Origin of the sequence: Ruegeria marisrubri, assembly GCF_001507595.1 — a bacterium.
In the GTDB taxonomy this organism is placed as follows: domain Bacteria; phylum Pseudomonadota; class Alphaproteobacteria; order Rhodobacterales; family Rhodobacteraceae; genus Ruegeria; species Ruegeria marisrubri.
In genome coordinates, this window is sequence record NZ_LQBQ01000008.1 from 1 (window position 1) to 20651 (window position 20651).

Annotated in this window: 21 protein-coding genes; 1 reads left to right on the forward strand and 20 read right to left on the reverse strand. The window is 59.6% G+C overall.

Annotation, left to right across the window (positions count from 1 at the left end):
* Window positions 1-82: 82 nt before the first annotated feature.
* From AVO45_RS19370 to AVO45_RS19375, 3 genes are all read right to left on the reverse strand, one after another.
* On the reverse strand, window positions 83-484 hold the full coding sequence (locus tag AVO45_RS19370; protein ID WP_082688703.1) for an SAM domain-containing protein: 402 nt from the start codon (window positions 482-484) through the stop codon (window positions 83-85).
* 279 nt (window positions 485-763) lie between these two features.
* Window positions 764-2134, reverse strand: a complete 1371-nt coding sequence (locus tag AVO45_RS06825) for an FAD-binding oxidoreductase (protein ID WP_068345291.1) — start codon at window positions 2132-2134, stop codon at window positions 764-766.
* 313 nt (window positions 2135-2447) lie between these two features.
* Window positions 2448-3455 (reverse strand): helix-turn-helix transcriptional regulator, encoded by a 1008-nt coding sequence (locus AVO45_RS19375; protein ID WP_082688704.1) that lies wholly within the window; start codon window positions 3453-3455, stop codon window positions 2448-2450.
* A 107-nt stretch (window positions 3456-3562) separates the two neighbouring features.
* On the opposite strand from AVO45_RS19375, the gene AVO45_RS06840 reads away from it, so the two are divergent.
* A complete protein-coding gene (locus tag AVO45_RS06840; RefSeq protein WP_068345295.1) occupies window positions 3563-4381 on the forward strand; it encodes an IclR family transcriptional regulator in 819 nt (272 codons plus the stop codon).
* Here AVO45_RS06840 and AVO45_RS06845 read toward each other — a convergent pair.
* The 17 genes from AVO45_RS06845 to AVO45_RS06925 form a co-directional block, all read right to left on the reverse strand.
* Window positions 4372-4974, reverse strand: a complete 603-nt coding sequence (locus AVO45_RS06845; protein WP_205627863.1) for a pentapeptide repeat-containing protein — start codon at window positions 4972-4974, stop codon at window positions 4372-4374. The two genes, AVO45_RS06840 and AVO45_RS06845, sit on opposite strands and share 10 nt — an antisense overlap.
* A complete protein-coding gene (locus AVO45_RS06850) occupies window positions 4971-5438 on the reverse strand; it encodes a flavodoxin domain-containing protein (protein WP_068345297.1) in 468 nt (155 codons plus the stop codon). The genes AVO45_RS06845 and AVO45_RS06850 overlap by 4 nt, the downstream gene beginning before the upstream one ends.
* Window positions 5435-6679 (reverse strand): FAD-dependent oxidoreductase, encoded by a 1245-nt coding sequence (locus AVO45_RS06855; protein ID WP_068345299.1) that lies wholly within the window; start codon window positions 6677-6679, stop codon window positions 5435-5437. The genes AVO45_RS06850 and AVO45_RS06855 overlap by 4 nt, the downstream gene beginning before the upstream one ends.
* Window positions 6676-8184 carry an aldehyde dehydrogenase gene (locus AVO45_RS06860; RefSeq protein WP_068345301.1) on the reverse strand — a complete coding sequence of 503 codons (1509 nt, stop codon included), beginning with the start codon at window positions 8182-8184 and terminating at the stop codon, window positions 6676-6678. The genes AVO45_RS06855 and AVO45_RS06860 overlap by 4 nt, the downstream gene beginning before the upstream one ends.
* 1 nt (window position 8185) lies before the next feature.
* The gene (locus AVO45_RS06865; RefSeq protein ID WP_068345302.1) at window positions 8186-9010 is read right to left on the reverse strand and encodes an aspartate dehydrogenase; all 825 of its coding nucleotides are present in this window, start codon (window positions 9008-9010) and stop codon (window positions 8186-8188) included.
* Between the two features lie 4 nt (window positions 9011-9014).
* Window positions 9015-10688 (reverse strand): thiamine pyrophosphate-binding protein, encoded by a 1674-nt coding sequence (locus AVO45_RS06870; protein WP_068345303.1) that lies wholly within the window; start codon window positions 10686-10688, stop codon window positions 9015-9017.
* Window positions 10689-10699: 11 nt separating this feature from the next.
* Window positions 10700-11488 (reverse strand): SDR family oxidoreductase, encoded by a 789-nt coding sequence (locus AVO45_RS06875; protein ID WP_068345304.1) that lies wholly within the window; start codon window positions 11486-11488, stop codon window positions 10700-10702.
* A complete protein-coding gene (locus AVO45_RS06880; protein WP_068345320.1) occupies window positions 11488-12417 on the reverse strand; it encodes a VOC family protein in 930 nt (309 codons plus the stop codon). Before AVO45_RS06880 ends, AVO45_RS06875 begins: the two co-directional genes overlap by 1 nt.
* A 22-nt stretch (window positions 12418-12439) precedes the next feature.
* Window positions 12440-13252, reverse strand: a complete 813-nt coding sequence (locus AVO45_RS06885; RefSeq protein WP_068345306.1) for an alpha/beta fold hydrolase — start codon at window positions 13250-13252, stop codon at window positions 12440-12442.
* A complete protein-coding gene (locus AVO45_RS06890) occupies window positions 13249-13989 on the reverse strand; it encodes an SDR family oxidoreductase (protein WP_068345307.1) in 741 nt (246 codons plus the stop codon). Before AVO45_RS06890 ends, AVO45_RS06885 begins: the two co-directional genes overlap by 4 nt.
* The gene (locus tag AVO45_RS06895; protein WP_068345309.1) at window positions 13986-15035 is read right to left on the reverse strand and encodes an aromatic ring-hydroxylating oxygenase subunit alpha; all 1050 of its coding nucleotides are present in this window, start codon (window positions 15033-15035) and stop codon (window positions 13986-13988) included. The genes AVO45_RS06890 and AVO45_RS06895 overlap by 4 nt, the downstream gene beginning before the upstream one ends.
* 28 nt (window positions 15036-15063) lie before the next feature.
* On the reverse strand, window positions 15064-15927 hold the full coding sequence (locus AVO45_RS06900) for an ABC transporter permease (protein WP_082688705.1): 864 nt from the start codon (window positions 15925-15927) through the stop codon (window positions 15064-15066).
* Window positions 15924-16898, reverse strand: a complete 975-nt coding sequence (locus tag AVO45_RS06905) for an ABC transporter substrate-binding protein (RefSeq protein WP_068345310.1) — start codon at window positions 16896-16898, stop codon at window positions 15924-15926. The genes AVO45_RS06900 and AVO45_RS06905 overlap by 4 nt, the downstream gene beginning before the upstream one ends.
* Window positions 16899-16924: 26 nt before the next feature.
* The gene (locus tag AVO45_RS06910; RefSeq protein ID WP_068345312.1) at window positions 16925-17695 is read right to left on the reverse strand and encodes an ABC transporter ATP-binding protein; all 771 of its coding nucleotides are present in this window, start codon (window positions 17693-17695) and stop codon (window positions 16925-16927) included.
* Complete coding sequence (locus tag AVO45_RS06915; protein WP_068345314.1) at window positions 17685-17987, reverse strand: recombinase-like helix-turn-helix domain-containing protein; 303 nt, start codon at window positions 17985-17987, stop codon at window positions 17685-17687. Before AVO45_RS06915 ends, AVO45_RS06910 begins: the two co-directional genes overlap by 11 nt.
* Before the next feature lie 525 nt (window positions 17988-18512).
* Window positions 18513-19457 (reverse strand): cupin domain-containing protein, encoded by a 945-nt coding sequence (locus tag AVO45_RS06920; RefSeq protein WP_068345316.1) that lies wholly within the window; start codon window positions 19455-19457, stop codon window positions 18513-18515.
* 111 nt (window positions 19458-19568) lie between these two features.
* Window positions 19569-20351 carry an IclR family transcriptional regulator gene (locus AVO45_RS06925; protein WP_082688706.1) on the reverse strand — a complete coding sequence of 261 codons (783 nt, stop codon included), beginning with the start codon at window positions 20349-20351 and terminating at the stop codon, window positions 19569-19571.
* Between the last annotated feature and the right edge of the window lie 300 nt (window positions 20352-20651).

Consider the following 20651-nt stretch of genomic DNA (forward strand, 5'->3'; position numbering starts at 1 on the left):
AGGCACCCGCATTGACCACAACATAACCGATGAGACATAAACAAAGGTGGGTCAGTTCTCGGTGAAAATACCGGGTCACTTCTCAGCAGAAATCAACATTGCCACCAAATCGAGAAACTTCAGCAGCAACCGCATCTTGATAGCTTTGAAGTAAGCTGCGCATCTCTTCGGCGCCAAAACGGTTGGTCATTTCCGTGTATCCGACCAAGTCGGTAAAGAGTGCCGTAAGATGACGCCGCTCGGCAGCACGCGCCGGCTTTGGTTGCTCTGCCGGAGGTTCCGTACGACCGGCTTGGTCCGAGGACACCACCTCATCAATTGCTGCCAGCAAGATGCGTCTATGACCCAGGCTGACCCCAAGTTCTTTCAGGTCATCTTCCGTAAGATGAGGCAAGACCCGCAGATCGACGTCATTCTCACGAAACACATCAGAATATTGTTGCAGGCCCAAGTTTTGCAGCCAGCTTTCAACAGCGTCGCCCATAGTTCCATCATGCGAGGGGACACCGATTCACTCAAGCACGCATCACGTTTTCAAGTCTGGAGAGGCTTGTGTCGCGAGAATGCTCTATTGGTGCGTCGTACAGCGCCGTTGGTTACCTTAATCACTCTCCACATGCCGAACCCTTCTACCGGCGCTGTGTGCGGCTCCTGTGAACTCCAGGCCGTTGTTGATGCGCAGGATTTGCTCAGCCTCTCCAGCCGACATGGTCCACCGCTCCAGTCGGGAATCGAGAACAGTTAAAGGTGGGCCGCTAGAAGGTCAGGGCGCGATGTTTTGATTGACCCTGAAGAGGTTGTCCGGGTCATAGGTTCGCTTGATACTAAAGAGCCTGTCGTAGTTGTCACCATAGTTTGCCCGGACGCGGTCCGTGTCGTCATCGTCCATGAAGTTAATGTAGCCACCGGCCTCCGAGTGTGGGGCCAGTGCGTCCGAGTAGTCGCGGACCCATTTTGTATTGATCTCGTCGTCGGCGGGATCGGGCGATGCAGCAATGACAACCATCGAGAAGTTTGAATCGCGATGGCCAAACGCGGTGGCATCTGATGCAACCCGATGACAGGCTCCGTTAATGGGGTAAAGGTGCATGGTTGAGCTCGCGTTCGGCGCATTTGGGCCGTGTTCGACGTGTGCCGCGATGGCTTCGTCTGTCAGTTCCTTGACGAAGTTGCCTTTCCAATACTGGCGGATTCCCGTTGGGAAGAGACCGTCGAATGCCGCGTTAATTGCCGGATAGGGTACTGGTCCCACCATCTCGGCCTTGACCTCCGCAACTTCATGGAAAGCCTTGAACTGGCGTTCCCCTTCCGCGGGATCACCAGACCAACAGGCAACAATAGCGACAAACATGTCGCCGTGCCTGTCTTCAGGAATGAAGGGCAATGGCGGAGCGATCTGGAATGCTGGAAAAGCGCCCATCTCTTCCGGTGCATCCTTGATGTATTCCCGATAGAACTTGAAGATATTCTCCGCTTCTTCGACCTCGTAAAACATCGGGCCCCAATACACGTTTTGTACGGGGTGCAGCTTGTATTCCAAGGAGGTGCACACGCCGAAGTTTCCTCCGCCCCCGCGAATTGCCCAGAACAAGTCAGCGTTCTCATTCTCGCTTGCGAACACCATCTTGCCATCGGCGGTCACAACATCCGCAGATACCAGGTTGTCCAGCGACAATCCGACCCCGCGTGTCAGGTATCCAATTCCGCCGCCGAGCGTGAGGCCAGCAATGCCGGTCGTTGAAATTATGCCGCCGGTGGTGGCTAAGCCAAAGGCATGAGTAGCTGCGTTGAAGTCGCCCCAAGTGGTGCCACCCTCGGCTCTTGCCGTTCTTGAAGCGGGATCAACACGGACACCTCGCATCTGCGAGAAGTCAATTACAACTCCGCCATCGTTTGTGCCAAACCCGGGACCGCTGTGACCACCGCCCCGGACCGACAATTCCAGGCCGTTATCCCGGGCGTAGTTAATAGTGGTCATCACGTCCCCGGCATTCATGACCCTGACAATCGCTGCCGGGTGCTTGTCGATCATGCCGTTGTGGACGGAGCGGGCTTCCTCGTAACCGGAGTCGCCCTCGACGATCACGTCACCACGTACCAGTTCTCTGAGTTCACTTGGTGTCTTGATACTCATATCGATTCCCCCCTGAATTGCTTGTGTGGCAACGCGGCAAACAAGTGACCATTCCGAGATACCGGCTCTAGCGCCGACAGAGACCTACAGCTCGCAACCAAATCTTGAACGCGCCGGTCAGTTCCGCGTGTCTTTCCCACGCGCGCATATTAACACACTCCGCTTTCGGGGACGGTTGGGTTTTGACCATAATTATTCCGCGATCTGGAAAGCGACGAGCCGGCCCGCATGAGCATATCATCTGGGCACCACTAGTTGTCCGATGGAGCCAGATTTAGCACCGCAATGTAGGTGTTTCAGGGTTTGCCGCAGATCATTGGCTCCACCGCTTCAGCTGCATTGGCGTTGTGCCGGTCAGGCGGCGGACGGCACGGACAAGTGCCGGCGAGGAGGAATAACCAAGACGATCCGTGATTTCTGACAGACCGGAATCTTCTCTCCCGATCAATTGAAGCGCCAACCTGCGGCGCACGAGGTCGAGTTGGTCGGAAAACGATGTCCCTTCCTGTGACAGGCGCCGTTGCATTGTGCGAACTGTCATGCCTCCGGCCCGGGCAACCCTGGCAATGGTCGGGGCGCTGTCGTGCAGCATGGCGTCCATCAGGGGACGAACGGATCCGGCCAAGGGCGGGATGCTGCGGATGTCGACGGTCCGCGAGCGGTCACGGGCGACGATGCGGAACGGATTTCTCGCTACTTCGTCTCTGATCCAAAGGCGCCCGCTTGGCCTTTTGGACGGCACGACCTGGGCGTCGAACAACTCCTCTATATCACCCAGGCCGGTCACAGGATGAGGCACAGCCTCGATTCTTGAGAAAAACGGTGGCCGCATTGCCGTGAACCTGCACAATTGCTGAATCAGCGAAAAGAACATGACCTGAACGGCGTGAAGGCTTTCAGCGTCAACATTCAAGTGGAGGTTTTGTTCCACGACCAGATGGTCGTCTTGTTGTTCGACCAGAATCTGTTCATGCGAAGAATGAAGCGGCAGCGCAAAACTCACGCGCTGCAGCGCCTCGGTCGGAGTGCGGCTGCCGAGCGCGACACCACCGATGAAGGCCAGTTCCGCAACGGTCCCCTGACTGACGATGCTGGACCCAACGTCGGAGCCATGATCGCGGGAGAGATCGCGCAACAGCTGAATTCCGTTCAGCAGTGGCACCGGGCTGAGCGGCTCCAAGTGAAACCAATAGGTCAGATCTACGCCTTCCAGGAATGCATCGACGGGAACCCGGCGCCAGCCTATCCAGTCGAGAGCTACAGTGAGAAAGTGAAGCAGATGGCGAAATCCGTGAACGCGGATCGACACTGCACCGATCATCGGTGTCCGTGATTGGGTCCACAGAACAATAGGTGCAGTCGCCCACTTGTGCTTGGTTCACAATTGGATAAAATGTTCATATATGATCGAGCGCACTGGTAGTGATTATGGCCAAAGATTCTGAAATCGACCGCAAGTCGCCCGACTATCTCGTGCAACCAGTGATAAGAGCATTGGCAGTTCTTCGCCACATAGCGGCAGGGAATCGGTGCCGCAACTCCAGCCGGACCGCAAAAGCTATCGGAATCAACCGAACGACGCTGATCCGACTTCTTGCAACGCTGGAGAAAGAACGGATCATCGAGACACTACCAGATGAAGGCGGATACCGGTTGGGAACAGGACTCATTTCTCTCGCCTCGGAAGCGCTAAACGAACGTGGTATCATTCAAGTCGCTCGGCCGGTGCTAAAGATGTTAGTCGACAAGCTTAACCTGTCGGCTCATTTGGGCGTCCGCGAGGGACGAGAGATCGTCTATCTCGCACGCGAAACACCGGTTTCACATCTGGCGAGCACGGTGCGCGAGGGAACCCGACTGGCGGCGCATGCGACAACAATCGGCCGCATATTATTGTCGGAACTGTCGCGCGAGGAGCTTGTTGAACTTTATAGAAGCACACCACTTGAGGCCTTCACAGAAAAAACGCGTACGACGCTCGAAGACCTCGCGAAACAACTAGAGGACGACCGCTCACGGGGATATTCTTGGAGCGTCGCAAATTTCGAACCAGAGATCGGGTCAGCTGCCGCTCCTGTCTATGATCATCGCGGCGAGGCCGTCGCGGCAATTAACGTGACTGGCCATGCGAGCCTATTCGCCACGCCAAGTGAGAATGCTGAACGCATCGCGTCCGCGCTTAAGTCGGCGGCGCAGGAGATTTCTGAAGGAATCGGCTTCCGCGGCTGGGCCGCGGATCAAATGTAGGTGTACCCAAAAGACATCCCGAACGCTCCGGCTTGCAGTGCAGCATTACCTCGCAGCGCACCCTTGAGCCAGAGCCGCCCATGTACCTGAGTTTCTGCGAGATCGATATCTTCAGGCAAGCGGGCGTCGTCGCACCAGAGCCCGCCCAGCCATTCGCCGTCACGAAAACTGACTGCACCGCGTGCAGTCACCGACTGAAGCGAAAAGTTGCCGTAGCAAGTAGTGCGGGCGAAATCAGCACCATCGGCGAACTCAGCAGCATCGAAACGACCGATTCCGCAGAAGATAGCACCCGTAAACGCGGCAACGGCGGTAAAATCTGCGCCCTCGAACCGCGCGTCGTTTGTGAACATCGCATTGTCGAACCTTGCTGGGCCGCCGAACGAGACTTCGCCGAACCAGGAGAGCCCGTTGAAACATGCGCCGCGTGCATCGATCCCATTTGGGAAGTGTGCCCCAGTGAAATCAACTCCAGCAAGCGCCATGTCGCGAAGATCCAGCAGGCCGTCACAAGTCATGCCAGTGAAGTCCGCATGCTCCCCATGTCGCCACGGTTGTGCGAGCCGTGCGCGAATATCAGCGGCCGGGATCACGCCGCCTCTCCCAGCGCGTCTTCGGCCTGATCGATGACCTCTCGCGCCCAAGGCAATGCGATATCTTCGGCCATGTCGCCGCCGGAAGCGTCATGCGCGATTCGATCGCCGATCTGGACTGCGCCGTGCTTCAACATCAGCTCGGCCAACCTGATCGGCCCACCGTTGAATGTGTCTTCATACTCGCGGTCTCCCATACCGAAGATTGCGAAATGAATGCCGGCAAGCTCCGGTGCTTGTGCCGCCATTGCCTCTGCAAAAGGCTGTGCGGATGCCGGCAACTCTCCGTCGCCGTAGGTAGAGCAGACCATCAAGTAAAGATTCTCCGCCGAGAAGTCGGATGGGTCAAAATCGGAGAGGTTGATCACCTCAGTCTCGTAATCTGCCTCCAGTTCGGCCGCGATGTCCTCGGCCAGCATTTCGGCATTTCCGGTCTCTGTTCCGAACAGCACTGTGATGTTCATGGCTTCGTCTCCTTTTCACTGGCGAGGGTCAGCATGGCCTCGCGGGTGGCAATCTTGACCCGGCAGCGGCCGGGAGGCGGATCGGCGGTCTCGGCCGCGTCGATGCGGCTCCAACCGGAATAGTCGGTAAGGTCGGGCAAGTTCTGAAAGATCGTCGGGCCCAGTTTGTTCGCGTTTGCGTCTGCGGCATTCAGATCCTTGAGGATTCGCGCGGCGAGCGCCTGAGCGTCGGTGCGATTTTCGGGGATTGTTCCGCGAGGACCACGCCGGAACCAGCCAGTAGCGTAGAGACCAGGTGCCAGTGCGCCTGCTTCGGCATCGGACGCCGCAGCGATGAGCTCGGCACGCGGCAGATCACCTGCCGGGTCGAAACCAATGGCTGTCAAGACAGAGGTGCAGGCTATACTCTCGATCCCTTCGGTGGTTTTGAATGTTACTGCTTTCACCCAAGTTTCGCCATCTACCGCGGCAGGAGTCATACCGAAGCGAAAGGTGATCCGACGTGGACCAGTAGAGAGTCCGTCGAGTGCCTCCACCGCGTCGATCTTCTTTTGCTCGTCAGGGTCGTCGCTCGTTCCCGCCCCGACGACACGAATGGTCACGCCAGCGAGCTTGGCCAGTTCCTTAATCATCACTACGTCAAACTTGGCGCGCGCAGCGGGTGAGCGCCCGGTAATTGTTATCTCTTCGATCCCGCTCGTCGCCAGCCAGTCGGTCGCGGCCTGACCGAGATCGGAGCCTTCCATCTCCTCAGTGCTCTTGGCGAGGAGACGCAGAAGATCGATGGCGACATTGCCATTCCCGATGATGAGTGGACGGCTGCCAAGCGACGGTAGATTTTCGGCATCCGGATGGTCGTAGAGCGCACGAGTGACGTTTCCGGCGCCGAAAATGCCGGGTATTCTGTCGCCGGGGATACCAAGTTTGCGATCCTTCGAAAGCCCCGCCGCCAGAACCACTGCGTCATAAGCGCTGCGGAGATCGTCGAGCGTCACGCATTTTCCGATCTCGACATTACCGAAGAACCGCGCACCTTGTCGTTCGAAAATGCGGGCGAACTGGCGAGTTACCCCTTTCGTTCCTTGGTGGTCAGCCGCCACACCATAGCGGACGAGACCGTATGGCACGGGAAGGCGATCAATCAGGTCGACCTGAAGCTCAGGGCACGCCTTGAGCAGAGCCTGAGCGAGATAGCAGCCGGAAGGGCCGGCGCCTACTATGACGACCTGTCCATTTGTCATGTCGAGCCCTCCAGTGTGTTGGCGGCCCAAGGATGTGGGGCTCCGGAAAGATCGGTGTAGAAGCTCTTCTGGCTCTGATAAGCGCGCAGCCCTTGGCGGCCCTTCTCGCGCCCGATTCCGCTGGCGCCGTCCCCACCAAAGGGAGTAGAGATTGAGAATTGCTTATAGGTATTGATCCAGACGGTGCCTGCCCGGATAGCCCGACCCACGCGCCAAGCCTTCGGGAAGTCGCGGGTCCACAGACCGCAGGCTAGGCCGTAGTCGTTGTCATTCGACTGCGCAATCACGTCAGCCTCATCCTCGAAGGACAGAACGGCGAGCACCGGCCCGAAGATCTCCTCGCGGCAGAGGCGGGCGGTGTTGGCCAAGCCGGCGAGGATTGTGGGTTCATAGTAGTTGCCACGCGAGTACTCCGGCCCGTCTGGAGCATTTCCTCCGGTCAACAACTCCGCTCCGTCCTCCAGTGCTTGGGCGACATGCGTCATAACCTCCGCGCGGTGATCGGGGTGAATCATTGGACCGATCTGGGTCTCGTTCTCGAACGGGTGACCAATCTTCAGCCGTCGTGTTGCGGCTACAAGGCGATCGACGAACTCCGCGTAGATTCCGGATTGAACAAAGAGCCGCGATCCGGCAATGCAGCTCTGCCCGGTAGATGAGAAGATGCCGAAGAGGATGCCGGAGATCGCAACATCTATGTCGGCGTCGTCGAAAACGATTGTGGGTGACTTGCCGCCCAGTTCAAGGCTAACCGGCATCAGTTTGTCCGCTGCCTTTCGGGCCAACGCACGTCCGGTCGACGTTCCGCCGGTGAAACTGACCTTGGCGATTTCAGGATGTTCCACCAGCAGATTCCCGATTTCGCGCCCCGAGCCGGGCAGGACCGAGAAGAGCCCCTTGGGCAGCCCCGCCTCGTCGACGATCCGTGCAAGTTCCAGCGCGGTAAGCGGCGACCAAGAGGCGGGCTTCAGCACTACCGCATTGCCGGCGGCTAGCGCGGGCGCAACCTTCTGCGCATCTGATGCAATAGGCGAGTTCCAAGGCGTGATTGCAGCCACCACACCCAGCGGTTCGTGCACGGACATGGTCAGCGCTGACCCGCGCTGCAGGGTTAGTTCGTCGTCCATTGTTTCGCAGACGGATGCAAAGTAACGAAAGGTTCCCGCGGCCGAGGCCGCCAGCGCGCCGGTCTCGCGCAGAGTCTTGCCGGTATCCCGGGACTGGATTTCGGCGATGCGGCTTGCATTTCTTTCGATCCCGTCGGCGATTGCGTGCAGGTGGCGGGCACGCTGGTGCGGCAGCAGATCCCGCCAAGTCGGGTCGGCCTGTGCCGCCGTGGCGCGGGCGATCGCCTCTTCGCCATCAGCGGCGGAGGCACCGGCCAAGCGCCTGTTCAGCGCGCCATCGGCAGGAAAGTGGGACAAGATTTCTGCGCCCGTCCCCTCGCGCCATTCGCCCCCGAGATAGAGTTGCCCGTCGGGCATGATATCGGTTCTCGTGTCCATGTCAGATCACCAATGGTCCGGTCTGGTTTCGGATAGCCCGCAGAACCGAATAGATCGTCACCTGCGAGGTCTTGGCATTACCGGCTGAAGGACGGTTCACGATGCGGACCGTGACCGTGGCCGTTTCGGCCTCTGCCGTGAACTCGTGCACGTTGCCGGGAGCGGCGGGATCGGCGACAAGGTCCACCGCCGTTGCCTCGAACCCCGCACCGGCGAGCGCAAGGGTAGCGGCGACATTGGCGTTCTTGGGGTATTGGGCGGACGCATCGCGCGCCGTGCCAGTGAAGAACGTCGCAGCGCGGTCCATGGTGGCCAGTTCCAGCCGTTCCTCGGCAGGGGTACCCGTCCAGGCGCCGGGCGGCTTGGTCCCGCTGTACCGCAGCACGATATCGCCGCCGATCCGCAAGGCGTTAATGATGTCGATGCCGCCGACCGCGCCCGGCGGAAGGATCAGCTTCGCGCCGCCATCCACGGCGGAGTCGCAAAGGTCGTGATGCAGCGCCGCGTCGGACAGAGCACCGATGGAGACCACGATTGTGTCGATCCCGGCACGCAGCAGCGCCGGGACGGTTTCGCGTACCGCCGCCTGTCCGGCGCATTCGGCTACAAGCTCCGGCGATGCCGCGAGCAAACCGTCGAGTGTGTCGACAATTTTGATTTCGTCGAATGCCGCGCGGAGGTCCGCCGGCAGTGCTTTCAGCGCCGCGTCCGCCTGTCCCGGCAAGACCTGAATTGTGATCCTTTCGACGCGCGGGGCACCTGGCTCGCTGAGCCCAGCCAGCACACCCCGTGCGATGTTTCCGTTTCCGATTAATCCCAGATGCATCGCCTCACTCCGTCTTGCCTGCCGCACCGGCGGGCGGGCCGGCGAAGACTTCGGCAAAGGGACCGATGGCGTTCATGTCGACCTCGATCAGCTGCGGACCGTCGGCAGCCACGGCGGCCTCCAGTACGCCTGCGAAGGCCTCCACATCCGAGACCTTGCGGTGCGGGAGACCGATCGAGGCGCAGAAGGTTTCGAAATCCGGAACGGCAACGGTCGAATAGTGCCTGCGGCTCTCATACTGTACGTCCTGAATGTTTCGGATCACGCCATAGCAGGTGTCGTTCATCAGCACGTAAATGAGGGGGGCATGCTCGTCGACCGCCGTGATCGCCTCTGCGAGACCCAGCATCGTGCCGCCGTCTCCCAAAAGCGTGATTGCCTTTGCCCCGCTTGCCGCGAGCGCGGCGCCGATGCCCATTGCGATGCCCTGTCCAATCCCGCCACCCAACGCGTGAACGCCTTGGCGCGGATCAGTCAGCCGGACATAACGGTTACCGAACGTCGAGTTCGAGATGGTCACGTCGCGGACCCAAATGTGGTTTCCTTCCGCCACCTTTTCGTTGATCGCATCAGCGATGACCCGATAGGGACCGAGCTTGTCGCGCATCTGGCCTTCCGCCGTGGTGCGGGTGCGGGCGATATCAAAAGCGAGGTTTGGGTCTGTTTCCAGCTTTTCCGGCAGCCGGTCGAGCAAGCGCCGCAGAGTGTCGGATGCGTCGCCGTGAGCGAAGACGTCGACGGCATAGTTTCGGCCGCCCTGACCCGCATCGGCATCGATCTGGATCAGCGGGCGTGGAAGCGGCATCTGGTTGTTGCGGGTCTCGTTGCCGCGGAGTCGCGATCCTACAACGAGCATCAGATCGCACGTATCATAGAAAGCAGCCGCCTCGGGTGTCATATTAAAGGCACCGAGGGAGGCTGATTCCTCCTCTGACACGACCGCTCGGCCATTGGTCGAGGTGACGACTCCCATGCCGCGACGCATTAGTTCCGTGGCTTCGGCTTGGGCGTCACGGGCGCCGCCGCCGAGCCAGAGCAATGGGCGCTTGGCATCCTTCAGCATAGCAGCGATCTCGTCAATCACTGCGTCGCAGGCGCGCGGACGTTGCGCTTGTGGTTCGTGTATGTTCTGGACGGTGCGAGCCGAACTGCGCTGAACATCGACCGGGATTTCCAGGCTTACCGGCCCCGACGGAGCTGACCGTGCGGATGAGACAGCGGCGGTCAGCACACCGATGGCGCCGTTCGCATCCCACATCCGGTAAACCGCCTTCGACACCCCGCGAAGCATTTCCGGCTGACGCGGCACGTCATGGATCGCAGCGCGGTCGCGGTCAGCATAGGCAAGATCGACTTGGCTCGTGATATGGAGAACCGGGCTGCCGGCGGTTAACGCCTCCGCCTGCGCACCGGCGGCGTTGCCCGCAGCTGTGCCGGTAGAGGTAATGCAGACGCCCAGATGACCGGAGACGCGGGCATACGCATCAGCCATGTTCATAGCGCCCGCCTCACCCCGGGCAGGGACAAAGCGGATGCGGCCCTGTCGCGCGATCGCGTCAAGGATGGGCATGTTGTGAATCGAGATAACACCGAAGATGGTTGTGACCCCGATTTCGGCCAGATAGCGCGCGATGAAATCGCCGACGGTTCCGGCCTGCTGGATGGCTTCGTGTTTCATGTTTCCTAACCTCATATGTGTCGCGCCAAGCCCCCAGAGACCTCAAGCTGCGCGCCGGTGATATAGCTGGCTGACTTGGAGCCCAAGAAGGCGATGGCATGCGCCGCTTCCTGTGCGTCGCCGAGACGGCCAAGTGGGATGCCCTTTTTCCTCGCCAGTTCGCCGTACCACTCCTCGCGGCTGACGCTTTGATCCTCACGTTCCGCGAAGCGGCGTGACCATTGACCGGAACCGATGAGGCCAAGGAGCACGGAATTCACGCGTACTTCGGGCGCGAACTCGACACTGAGTGACTTCAAAAGGTTCTGCACGCCGGCCCGTGCCGAGGAGGTGCAGACCATGTGTGGTTCGGGTTGATAGGCTAGCAGCGAGTTGACGGCGACGATGGCGCCTTTGGATACGCGCAGCATAGGCAGAAATGCACGGGTAGGCAGGATCTGGCTGAAGAGCTTGAGTTCGTATTCCGCCCGCCAGTCATCGTTGGTCGTGTCCGCGAAGGTAGAGATGCGGCCTTGCCCGGCGTTGTTTACCAGCAAATCGCAGCGATTCCAGCGGTCTCTGACCGCATCGGCGAAGCCATCAACGTGTACTTCATCCAGTACCGAAAGGGCCATGCTCATCACGTTCTGTTCGCCAAAGTCGCGGGCAAGTACCTGTGTTACGTCGTTCAAGCGACCCTCGTTCCGGGCACAGAATGCCACGCGCGCTCCGGATTCAAGCAACAACCGGACCGCAGCGAGGCCGACGCCGGAAGACCCACCGGTCACGACCGCAACTGCTCCATTGTAATCGTAAGCCATCACGACGCCCCAAGCGCTTGCGCGCGCAGTTCGGGGAAACCGGGATCAGGGCGGCCCTGCATAACCGCGCGCTGCGCGGGCGTCGGCGGTCCGGCTGTCATCCAGCGGTCCATTGCCTCTGGATCAGTGCGGGACCAGACCTTGGCTTCGTGGCTATCCTCGTTGATCTGTTGAAGCTCGGATGTGAACTCAATCACGAAGCCAGACGGCGAGACGAAATAGGCAAACGGGTTGTTGCCGGGTCCATGGCGGCCGGGCCCCCAGGAAGGCACGTGGCCCTTTTGCTTCATCCGGCCAATGCCGCGCATGAATTCGTCAAGAGTGGGCATCTCGAAGGCAACGTGGTTTACGCTGGCATAGTTACCGCGAACAAGTGCAATCGAGTGATGATCTGTGTTGCAGCGCAAGAACACCATCTGGTCGGCGGAGTAGTCAGAGACGCGGAATCCCAGAACGTGCTCGTAGAATTCCTGCGTACCTTCCATGTCGGGCGAGTTTAGCACCACGTGGCTGACCTTGCGGGGCTTGGCCCATTCGGTCTCCTCATCATGGCGTAGGGCGTCGGTGCGGAAGCGGAGCCGGCGATTGTCCGGATCAAGAATCTCGAACCCATAGCCGCCGGCCCAGTCACCGAATTCCGCCGGTTTGCCAAGAACGATGGCGCCGCGAGCGAGGCATTGGGCATGGAGCGCGTCCATCGCAGCACGATCAGGCATGGCAAAATGCACATACTCTATCCCGAAGACCGGGCCTTCTTTGAGGCCGTAGAGGAAAGCTTCCTCGCCCGTACCGCGTAGAAGTGCACAGTCGTCTGTCTGATGAGCTAGGCGCAAACCCCACATGTCCTCGTAGAAGGGCAGTGTAGCGGGCAAACCGGGGCCGCGCATCATGATGCCGCGCAGCGAACCTGTTCTGATCGTCTCTGTCATCGGTTCCTCCTGAATGGCGGTCTCACGCGACGGACGTGGCGACCGCATGCATTGCTTCGGCAAATCGCCTCGGCGACTGCTGGTAAATTGCGTGCCCGGCGAAGGGCAATTCGGTGAACTGGCCGCGAGCAGTGGTGTGCAAGATTTCGTATACGCGGCGGGCTCCCTCAGGCGGGGTCACACAGTCCATCGCGCCGACGATAACATCGGTGGGAACAGCGAGACGTTCGGCATCGTCCAGAAGACGGCCGGAGGCCAGCATCCGTGCAGCCTGCGCGTAACCGGGAAGTGTGACACGCGCCATCGCCTTCCGCACGAGCGCCAGCACTTCTGGATAATCTTCGGGCGCATGCAATAGGTTGGAAGCTCGGGCCTCGGCAAAGCCCTCCGCTCCAAGTCGCGAGAGATCGTCGATCCGTGTCTTGGCGGCTATGCTTAGCTGTCCACCCTGCGGCACACCGTGGCCGAGCGCGGGCGACGCCAGCCAGAGGCGGGACACCCGGTCGGCATGGTTGGCAGCATAGGCGGCCCCTACCAGAGCACCAAGCGAATGGCCGAGTAGCGCGAAAGTCTGAATGCCCAGATTGTCGACCAGTTGGCCAAGCGCGGCAGCGTAGTCCTGTGCCACTGGCCAGTCTTGTGGCAGAGGCACCGAGCCACAATAACCCGGCGCGTTCCAAGCGACCACACGGGCGCTGACCGGCAGGTGTGCAAGCAGCGGCTTGAAGGACGTGGCGTTCGAGCCGATGCCGTGAAGCAGCACCAACGTAGGGCCATTGCCGGGTCGTTCCACCCAGGTCAGCCCGTGGGTTTGATGTTCGATCAAGCCGGTCATGCGAAGACATAGCCATTGTTCAGTGGTAGCACCTGCCCGGTGAGCGGAAGTGCCCCTTCGGAGAGAAGGAAGGCGATGGAATCCGTAATCTCCTCGGGACCCTGCGGTCCGGGGACAGCGCGCCCTTGCGAGTACTGCTGGTGACGCTGCTCAGGCACGTATTCGGTGCTTTCGGTGGTCAAAATCCCCGGGGCCACGGCAGTGACGGCGACGCGGTCGGGTCCCAGCTCGCGGGCCAGCGAGCGGGTCATCGAGATCACTGCGCCCTTACTTGCGACGTAGGACAACAGATTCGGCGCGCCCCAGAGTGCGGTATCGGAGGCCACGTTGACCACCCGACCCGTGCCAGCGGCAATCAGCATGGGCGCGCAGGCCCGTGTCATCAGCCAAGTGCCGCGTACATTCACTCGCTGCACAAGATCCCAGCTTTCGATCTCAATCGCGTCATAGGCGATGCCGCCTATGCCAGTCGCGATGGCGCCGTTGTTCACCAGCCCGTGCAGAGTTCCGCCAGTTTCTTCTCGAACGGCCTCCGCACAAGCGCTGATCGAGGCGGGATCACCTAGGTCGACCTTGACGAAGCGTGCGCCCGTGGCCTCGGCGGTCGCATGGCCTTCCCCTTCGGCGATGTCGGCGAGGATTAGCCGCGCATCGCATTCGGCCAGCCTGCGGGCGATTTTCGCCCCCAGGCCGCGCGCTGCGCCAGTTAACAGGATATGACGGCCCGCTAGGGTCATTCCGCGGCCACCGGCGCGTTGGCCTTCAGCTCGGCCTCGACCTGAACCTTTGCGGCCCGGGTTAGGATCTGGCGGATCCGGCTGACGCCCAGGTCGTGTTGGTAAAGCATCTCACGCTTGCGGGCATCATCTGGCATGCCTTCGAGCATCACACGGTCCTGCTCCAGCACGTTCCAGTGGTTCGTTTCAAGTTGCGCTCGGTAGAGGAAGCGCCAGCTGTCACGCGCCAACCCTTCGACCTGGCGCATCCGCCAGAAGAAAACCTTGGTAGTGTGTTCGTCCATCGGCGTGGTAAAACCGATGATCCGAAATACACCACCGGGGCCGCCTGCGGGAGGGTACGGGATGTCGAGGTAGCAAAATATGTTGCCCGGATGGACCTCAAACTCGGTCCAGTCGAAGTTCTCGCCCGCCTGAGCCACCCGCTCAATCCGGAAGCCCTCATCGGTCTTGTCTAGCTTCATCAAGTCTTGTTTGGAGCCATAGGCCAGTGTGAAGCTGTCGGCATGCAGGTAGCAACCGTGCATTGGGTCAGCGAGATTGTCGAGCGCGTAGCGGTAGTTTGATTCCCAGACAGAGGTGCAGAGGAAGCCGGACCATTTGTCGCTTTCCATTTCCTTCGGCAAAACCAGTTCGGGCGGCTCCGGCTGGTCGATCGAAGGGACGTAGACAAAGACGCCGTCATAGGCCTCCTGCACGTGGAAGTGCTTCAGTGCCTTGCGCCCTTCGAGCGCGCATTCCGGCATTGCAGGAACTCGTTGCACTACGCCTTCGCCATCGACGATCACGCCGTGGTAGCGGCAGCCGATATTGCCTTCGTGGATCTCACCGTAGGAAAGCGGCGCTCCGCGGTGGGGACAGAAATCCTCGATACATTGGATCTGACCTTCGCGGTTCCGCCAAAGCACGATCTTCTCACCAAGGAGTCGTGTACCGTATGGTTTGGTGCCCTTGATCTCGACGGACTTGGCGACCGGGTACCACTGGCCTCGGAGGCCTTCATTCACGCGCTTCTCGATCAGCGCCTTCTTGTCGACAGTAGCCATTGGGATTTTCTCCGTTAAGTCGTTGAATTTAGTGTTCGGCGCGCGGCAGGTAATGCAGTACACGGGCCTCGACCCTCACCAGCACAGCGTAGAGCACGATACCAATCAGCGTGAGCAGGATGATGGCGTTGAAGACCATCGCCGCATTTGCCTGCCCACCGCCAAACGAGATAAGGAAACCGAGGCCGGTGTTGCCGCCCACAAGCTCACCCACCGTCACGCCGATCACTGCCAGGGTAGAGGCGATGCGCAGGCCCGCCATCAGGTTGGGCAGCGTGGACGGCATCTCGACCTTCCAGAATATACCCAGGCGGGAGAGGTTGTAGGCCCGTGCCAAGTTCACGAGGTCTCGGTCGACGGTGCGCATTGCCTGCAACACGTTGACCAACACAGGAAAGAACACGATCAGCACGGTCACCAGCAACTTTGGCAAGGAGTTGTAGCCGAACCACATTATGAAGAGTGGGGCGAAGGCGACCTTTGGTGCGATCTGCAGCGCAAGGATGTAGGGCGAGAGTACCTTCTCCCAGAATTCCGACATGCCCAGCAGATAGCCGAGGACCGCCCCGAGTGCGCTACCGATCACGAACCCCAGAAGCGTGAAGAGCGCTGTAGAGAGGAAGTGACCCAAGAGCCCCTCGAATTGCCACATTCGGCCCAATTCGGTGATGCACTGGCTGAGCGTAGGTATGATGAACTGCGGCACATCCATTGCAGGTGGTAGAAATTCCCAAGCCGCGAGTACAACCGCAAACAGCGCGAGGCTTGCGAATACTGGGTTGTTGATTGGCATGGCATCGGCCTTCGGCTTGACGGTTTGCGATTTGAGCCCCTTCGATTTGGCGGGGGCGGAGGCCTGGGCGCTGGTCTGAGCTGTCACTGCATCGGTCATTTGATGAACTCGTTCGTATAGAGGTCGGCGACCGGGACGGCTGTCTGCACAATTCCGCTGTCAAAATAGAAGTCTTGGACCGCTTCGATACGCGCCGGATCGAACGTCCCAAGTTTCTGGTTCTCGCCCTCGGCGTAGATGAGGTTCGAGTAAGCCTTCATAATAGCAGCTATTTCATCTTCCTTACCGGCATGCTGCGGCACGAGCTTGGTGTATTCGGCGGCCGCAGCCTCCGGATCGGCCTTGATGTCCCGGATCGCCTTCATAACTGCATTGACGAAACCTTCGACCATATCGGGCCGTTCAGCTATGGTCTCATCGGAGGCGATTATCGCCTGTGCCATGGCCGGGAAGACAGTATCGACGGGCATTTGGTCGATGGCAACGCCAGCGCCCTCGATCGCGGCCAGCCACTCAGGCACGCACGAGCAACCGTCGAGATCGCCAGAGATCATGAGCTGGATGATCCCGCCCGGGCCGACGGCTTGTATGTCAACGTCGTTTTTGGTGAGCCCAACAGAGGCGAGAACGCCCAAGAGATTATAGTAGGTCGTGTCTTGGAAGGAGAGTACACCAAACGATTTGCCGGCGAAGTCTTCTACCCCCGAAATACCGCTGTCTTTGCGCCAACCGATCTGGGTTAGACCGCGTCCGCCCAAAAGGCCAACGCCACGGATGTTGAGCCCGTTGGCCCGGACGATGATTGGCGTATCACCTATTCCACCGCCGAGATCGGCGTTGCCCACGGCGACTTGGGTGGCGACATCCGCACCGCCCTTGCCGGTCTGGAAGGTGACTTTAAGGCCGGCATCCTCGAAATAGCCCTTGCCCTTGGCAAGTTGGAATGGCGCGAAAGCGGGCAGAAAGTCAGGCGCGGGGAAAAGGTAGGTTACCTTCTCCTGCGCAGCTGCGGCACTGACCGACAAAGCCACAAAGGTCGAAGCCAAGGTTTTCAAGATAAAATGCTTCATGTTCGTCTCCCTGATTGCTGCCTTTGTCAGGCGGCCTTTTCTTCGAGTTTCAGATGCTTAAAGAGCTGAGCGGCATATTCGCTGACCTCGGGCATCATGCGGCGCTTTATCGGCTGATCGCGGTGCGGCAAGTCTACCTTGATCTCGGCGACGATGGTTCCCGGACGCTCGCTGAGCACGATAATCCGGTCCGACATCAGCACGCTCTCGGCCAAGTCGTGGGTAATGAGCAGGGTGGTCTTGCCGGTTTCGGAGATGGTCTTAGCAAACGAATTCTGCAGCAGCAGTTTGGTCTGTGCATCGAGTGCCGAGAAGGGCTCGTCCAGAAGGATGATCTCAGGGTCGATGGCGAGCGTCCTTGCAAGAGCTGCGCGTTGCCGCATCCCGCCTGACAACTGGTAGGGAAACTGGTTCTCAAAGCCGTTGAGGTGGCAGTGGCGCAGTTCACGCAGAGCCCTCTCGCGCCGTTCGGCCTTGGCCACGCCGCGCGCTTCCAGCCCAAATTCGATGTTCGCGACGATAGAGCGCCACGGCAATAGCAGGTCCTTCTGAAGCATGAAGCCCACATGGCTGTTTGGTCCAGTGACGCGTTCTTTCGAGACCAAGACCTCACCCTGGGTGGGCTGGTAGAGTCCGGCCGTCATCGACAAGATCGTCGACTTGCCGCAACCCGAGGGGCCTACGACGGAGACAAACTCGCCCTCATTGACCACGAAGTTCACGTCTTTGACCGCAGTCAGGAGGTCGCCGGAATTCGTCGTGAACGTTTTAGTGACGGAGCGGAACTCAAGCGCCATAACCGTTTTCCGCATATGCCGCGTCGAGTTGAGCGTTTGTCTCGGCCAGTTCCACCTGGAGCAACTCGAGCGACCAGTCGGTGCGTCCTGAGCGTGGCGCAACCACACCCCTTTTCTTGAGTTCGGAGGCGACCTTTTCGAAGTCGTGCTCGCCGTTGCCATAGATCTCCATCAAAGCCTTGGCCAGAGCCGCCTCATGGGCGTCAAATTCCCGTCCGCGGCATTGATGTGCCAAGGCTGGCCGGCTGGTGTCGTGCGCCCTCTGCGACAAGCGGTCTTTGAATGCGTCCATGACAGTCTCCGTATCATCAAGGTGTTCATATTAGAACATAGTGTTCAAAAATGATCCTGCACGGGGAGTGCGATTGAGTCAAGGAAAATTGGTTGGTGACCGCCAACTTCGGCTCCGGCGCAGGTTCATCCGCCGGCGCGGGCGGGGCATTTTCCTTTGAGGAATAGGAGTTGTTCGTTTGGCGACCACCAATCGTCATTGGTGAAGTTCTGGGGGCGGTATCGATGACCCCTTTTGTTAGTGCCGCATGGCTCGAAAATCGCGAAAATGAACCTCTCTTGAGAACGAATCACATTTAAATCTCTTTGGCGCTGGAGACTCGTCCGAGTTTCAGAGATTAGCCTCCGCGCCAGTCCGAAGGCGCGCCGAACACCTATCAACAGTCCGGCAGAGCCCTTTTCAAATGCAGCCACCGGACAGCATAAGGACCCGCCCGTTTGTCACGGAGCGGGCCCTTGCGGCCTTCACTGTGACCGCTTACCCGCGGCTAGGGAAGTTAGCGGCAGGGTGACGACGAAGACGGGATCAGGTGGCCTCGTAAACTACGCCGTCGTCTTCGGCGGTGCCAATCACGTGCCAGACGGTCGCCGCTCCGGCACCGTCATTGCGAACCCAGTGCGACCGACCGGCGGGTGTTTTCACGAGGTCGCGCGGGCCCAACTCGACCTCCACAGTCTTTCCATTCTCTTCCCAACCCACAGTGAGCGAGCCTTCGAGCACTAAGAACGCGTCCTCAACGCTCCGGGTGAATGGCTTGAGGCCGACGCGTGACGGCACGCCCCACATCTCCTTACGGCACGTGTCATGTTCCAGACCGCCGTCGCCCACATAAACCTTGCGGGTGAAACCGGCCTCTTCCCAAATCGTCGGCTGTTCGGCATGGCGGATGACGTATTTCGCCATCAGTTGCTGGAGCGGGTGCGTGCCTGTGGCGTCGAACTTTAGTGTCTTGCCAGGCACAGCGCCGAAGGTACGGGCCAATTCCGTCGGATGCTCCTTGGGGTGGTAGTGATAGACCGGCGGCAGTGGTTTGCCCACGTCGACGGAAATCGACATCATGACTGGTTCGACCCCGTCTACACGGAACCCGTGCCCGATTTCGCGCGCGTTCAAGATCATGTCCTTGGGGCCGAGATTGACCTCGACCACCTCTCCGTCTCTCTCCCAGCCAACGACCAATGTGCCGTCGATGATCAAGAAGCTCTCCTCGATCTCGTGACTGTGGCAAGCAGCATATCGGCCTGGTTCCTTGTAGATCAATGACAAGGTGAAGTTGTCCGCCGGCAAGGTGGAGGTGTCCCCAACCTTAGGTGAGCCGCCGGCACCGATATAGCGCATCTGCGCCCGGGCCAGTTCGTCAAATCCATCATTTGACGGGAAGGCGTTCCAATCGAACTGCTTGTCCGTAAAACGACCAGTGTTGACTTTTAGCTCATCAGCGAGCGGTGAGGTTTCGGCACGGATATTCATGTTAGTTTCCTCTATTGCGATATCTCGTTTGCGTTATGGGATATGCCTAACCAAGAGCGCGAGTCACCGAAATCTAGCGTTTTACTGGCAAAACACAGACCGGACTTCGCGCTAGGCTTCGGGGTCGAATCCCAGTAGCCGCGAAATCCGATCCGCCGTTTCCAGCAGCTTACCTCGCACCACCCCTTCGACCTCAGCCAGTGCCTCTGGGCTCTTCGCCCGCGTCACGTTGATCGCCGCCACCATGTCGCGGGAAACATCGCGAATCGGCGCCGCAGCAGACACAATCTTGGCCTCGAAATCGCCCGTGTGGATGACCAGCCCTGCGGCGCGATCATTTTCCGCCTGCGCCAAGATTTCAGGAAGCGCAGGGCCCTTGCCGTAAGACGCCCCGGGAGCATCGGGACGGTAGAGTGCTACGAGTTGCTCCCTATCGAGACCGGAAAGCAGCACACGCCCCATCGCCGTGCTGCGCGCTGGCAGGCGCCGGCCAACATGAACGATAGAAGTGTCGCCCACACCAGCGGCGGCGCGAAAGACGTAGAGTACCGATGGTCCGTCCAGCGTTCCCATATGAACCGACCAGCCAAGCTCTGTACGCAGGCGCTCCAACTCTGTTCGGGCTATGTCGATGACCTCGCGGCTGGCCACGAAACCAAACGTCAGGCCCAGAACTCCCGGTCCCAAAGTATAAGTCTGTGAGCGCTCATCATAAAGCAGGCATCCCATCGCCGTCAGGGTATATGCGGTACGGAATGTCGCCGAGCGGGTGATGCTCAGTGCGTGGGCCATTTCCGAAAGCCGCATCTTCGGTCGGTCCGGAGTAAAGAGCTTCAAGAGCCGCAGTCCCCGCACTAGACCTGGGACGAGATATCTGTCCTCTGAAGGCGTCATTCGGCACCCCAAAGCACATCTCCGGATGTGTAGGAAAATCGATCCGACAGAATCAGTTCGATCCCGACCAGCGAAGGCAACCACATCCGAACGTCAATTGGAGCAGTCAAGAAGCAGACTTTGTTTCCAAGGCATCAGTCTCTCTTTCATAAGCGACAATCCAAATAGTTTCAAGGTATTTGCGGTGAAGTCAATTCGGTCTAGGGTCAGGACCCATTGATTTCCGCGTGGCAGCGTGATTCACGGTGCGAAAACCGAGCGGTGAACATGACTGATCTCTTCTGGCTGAGCGATGCGCAG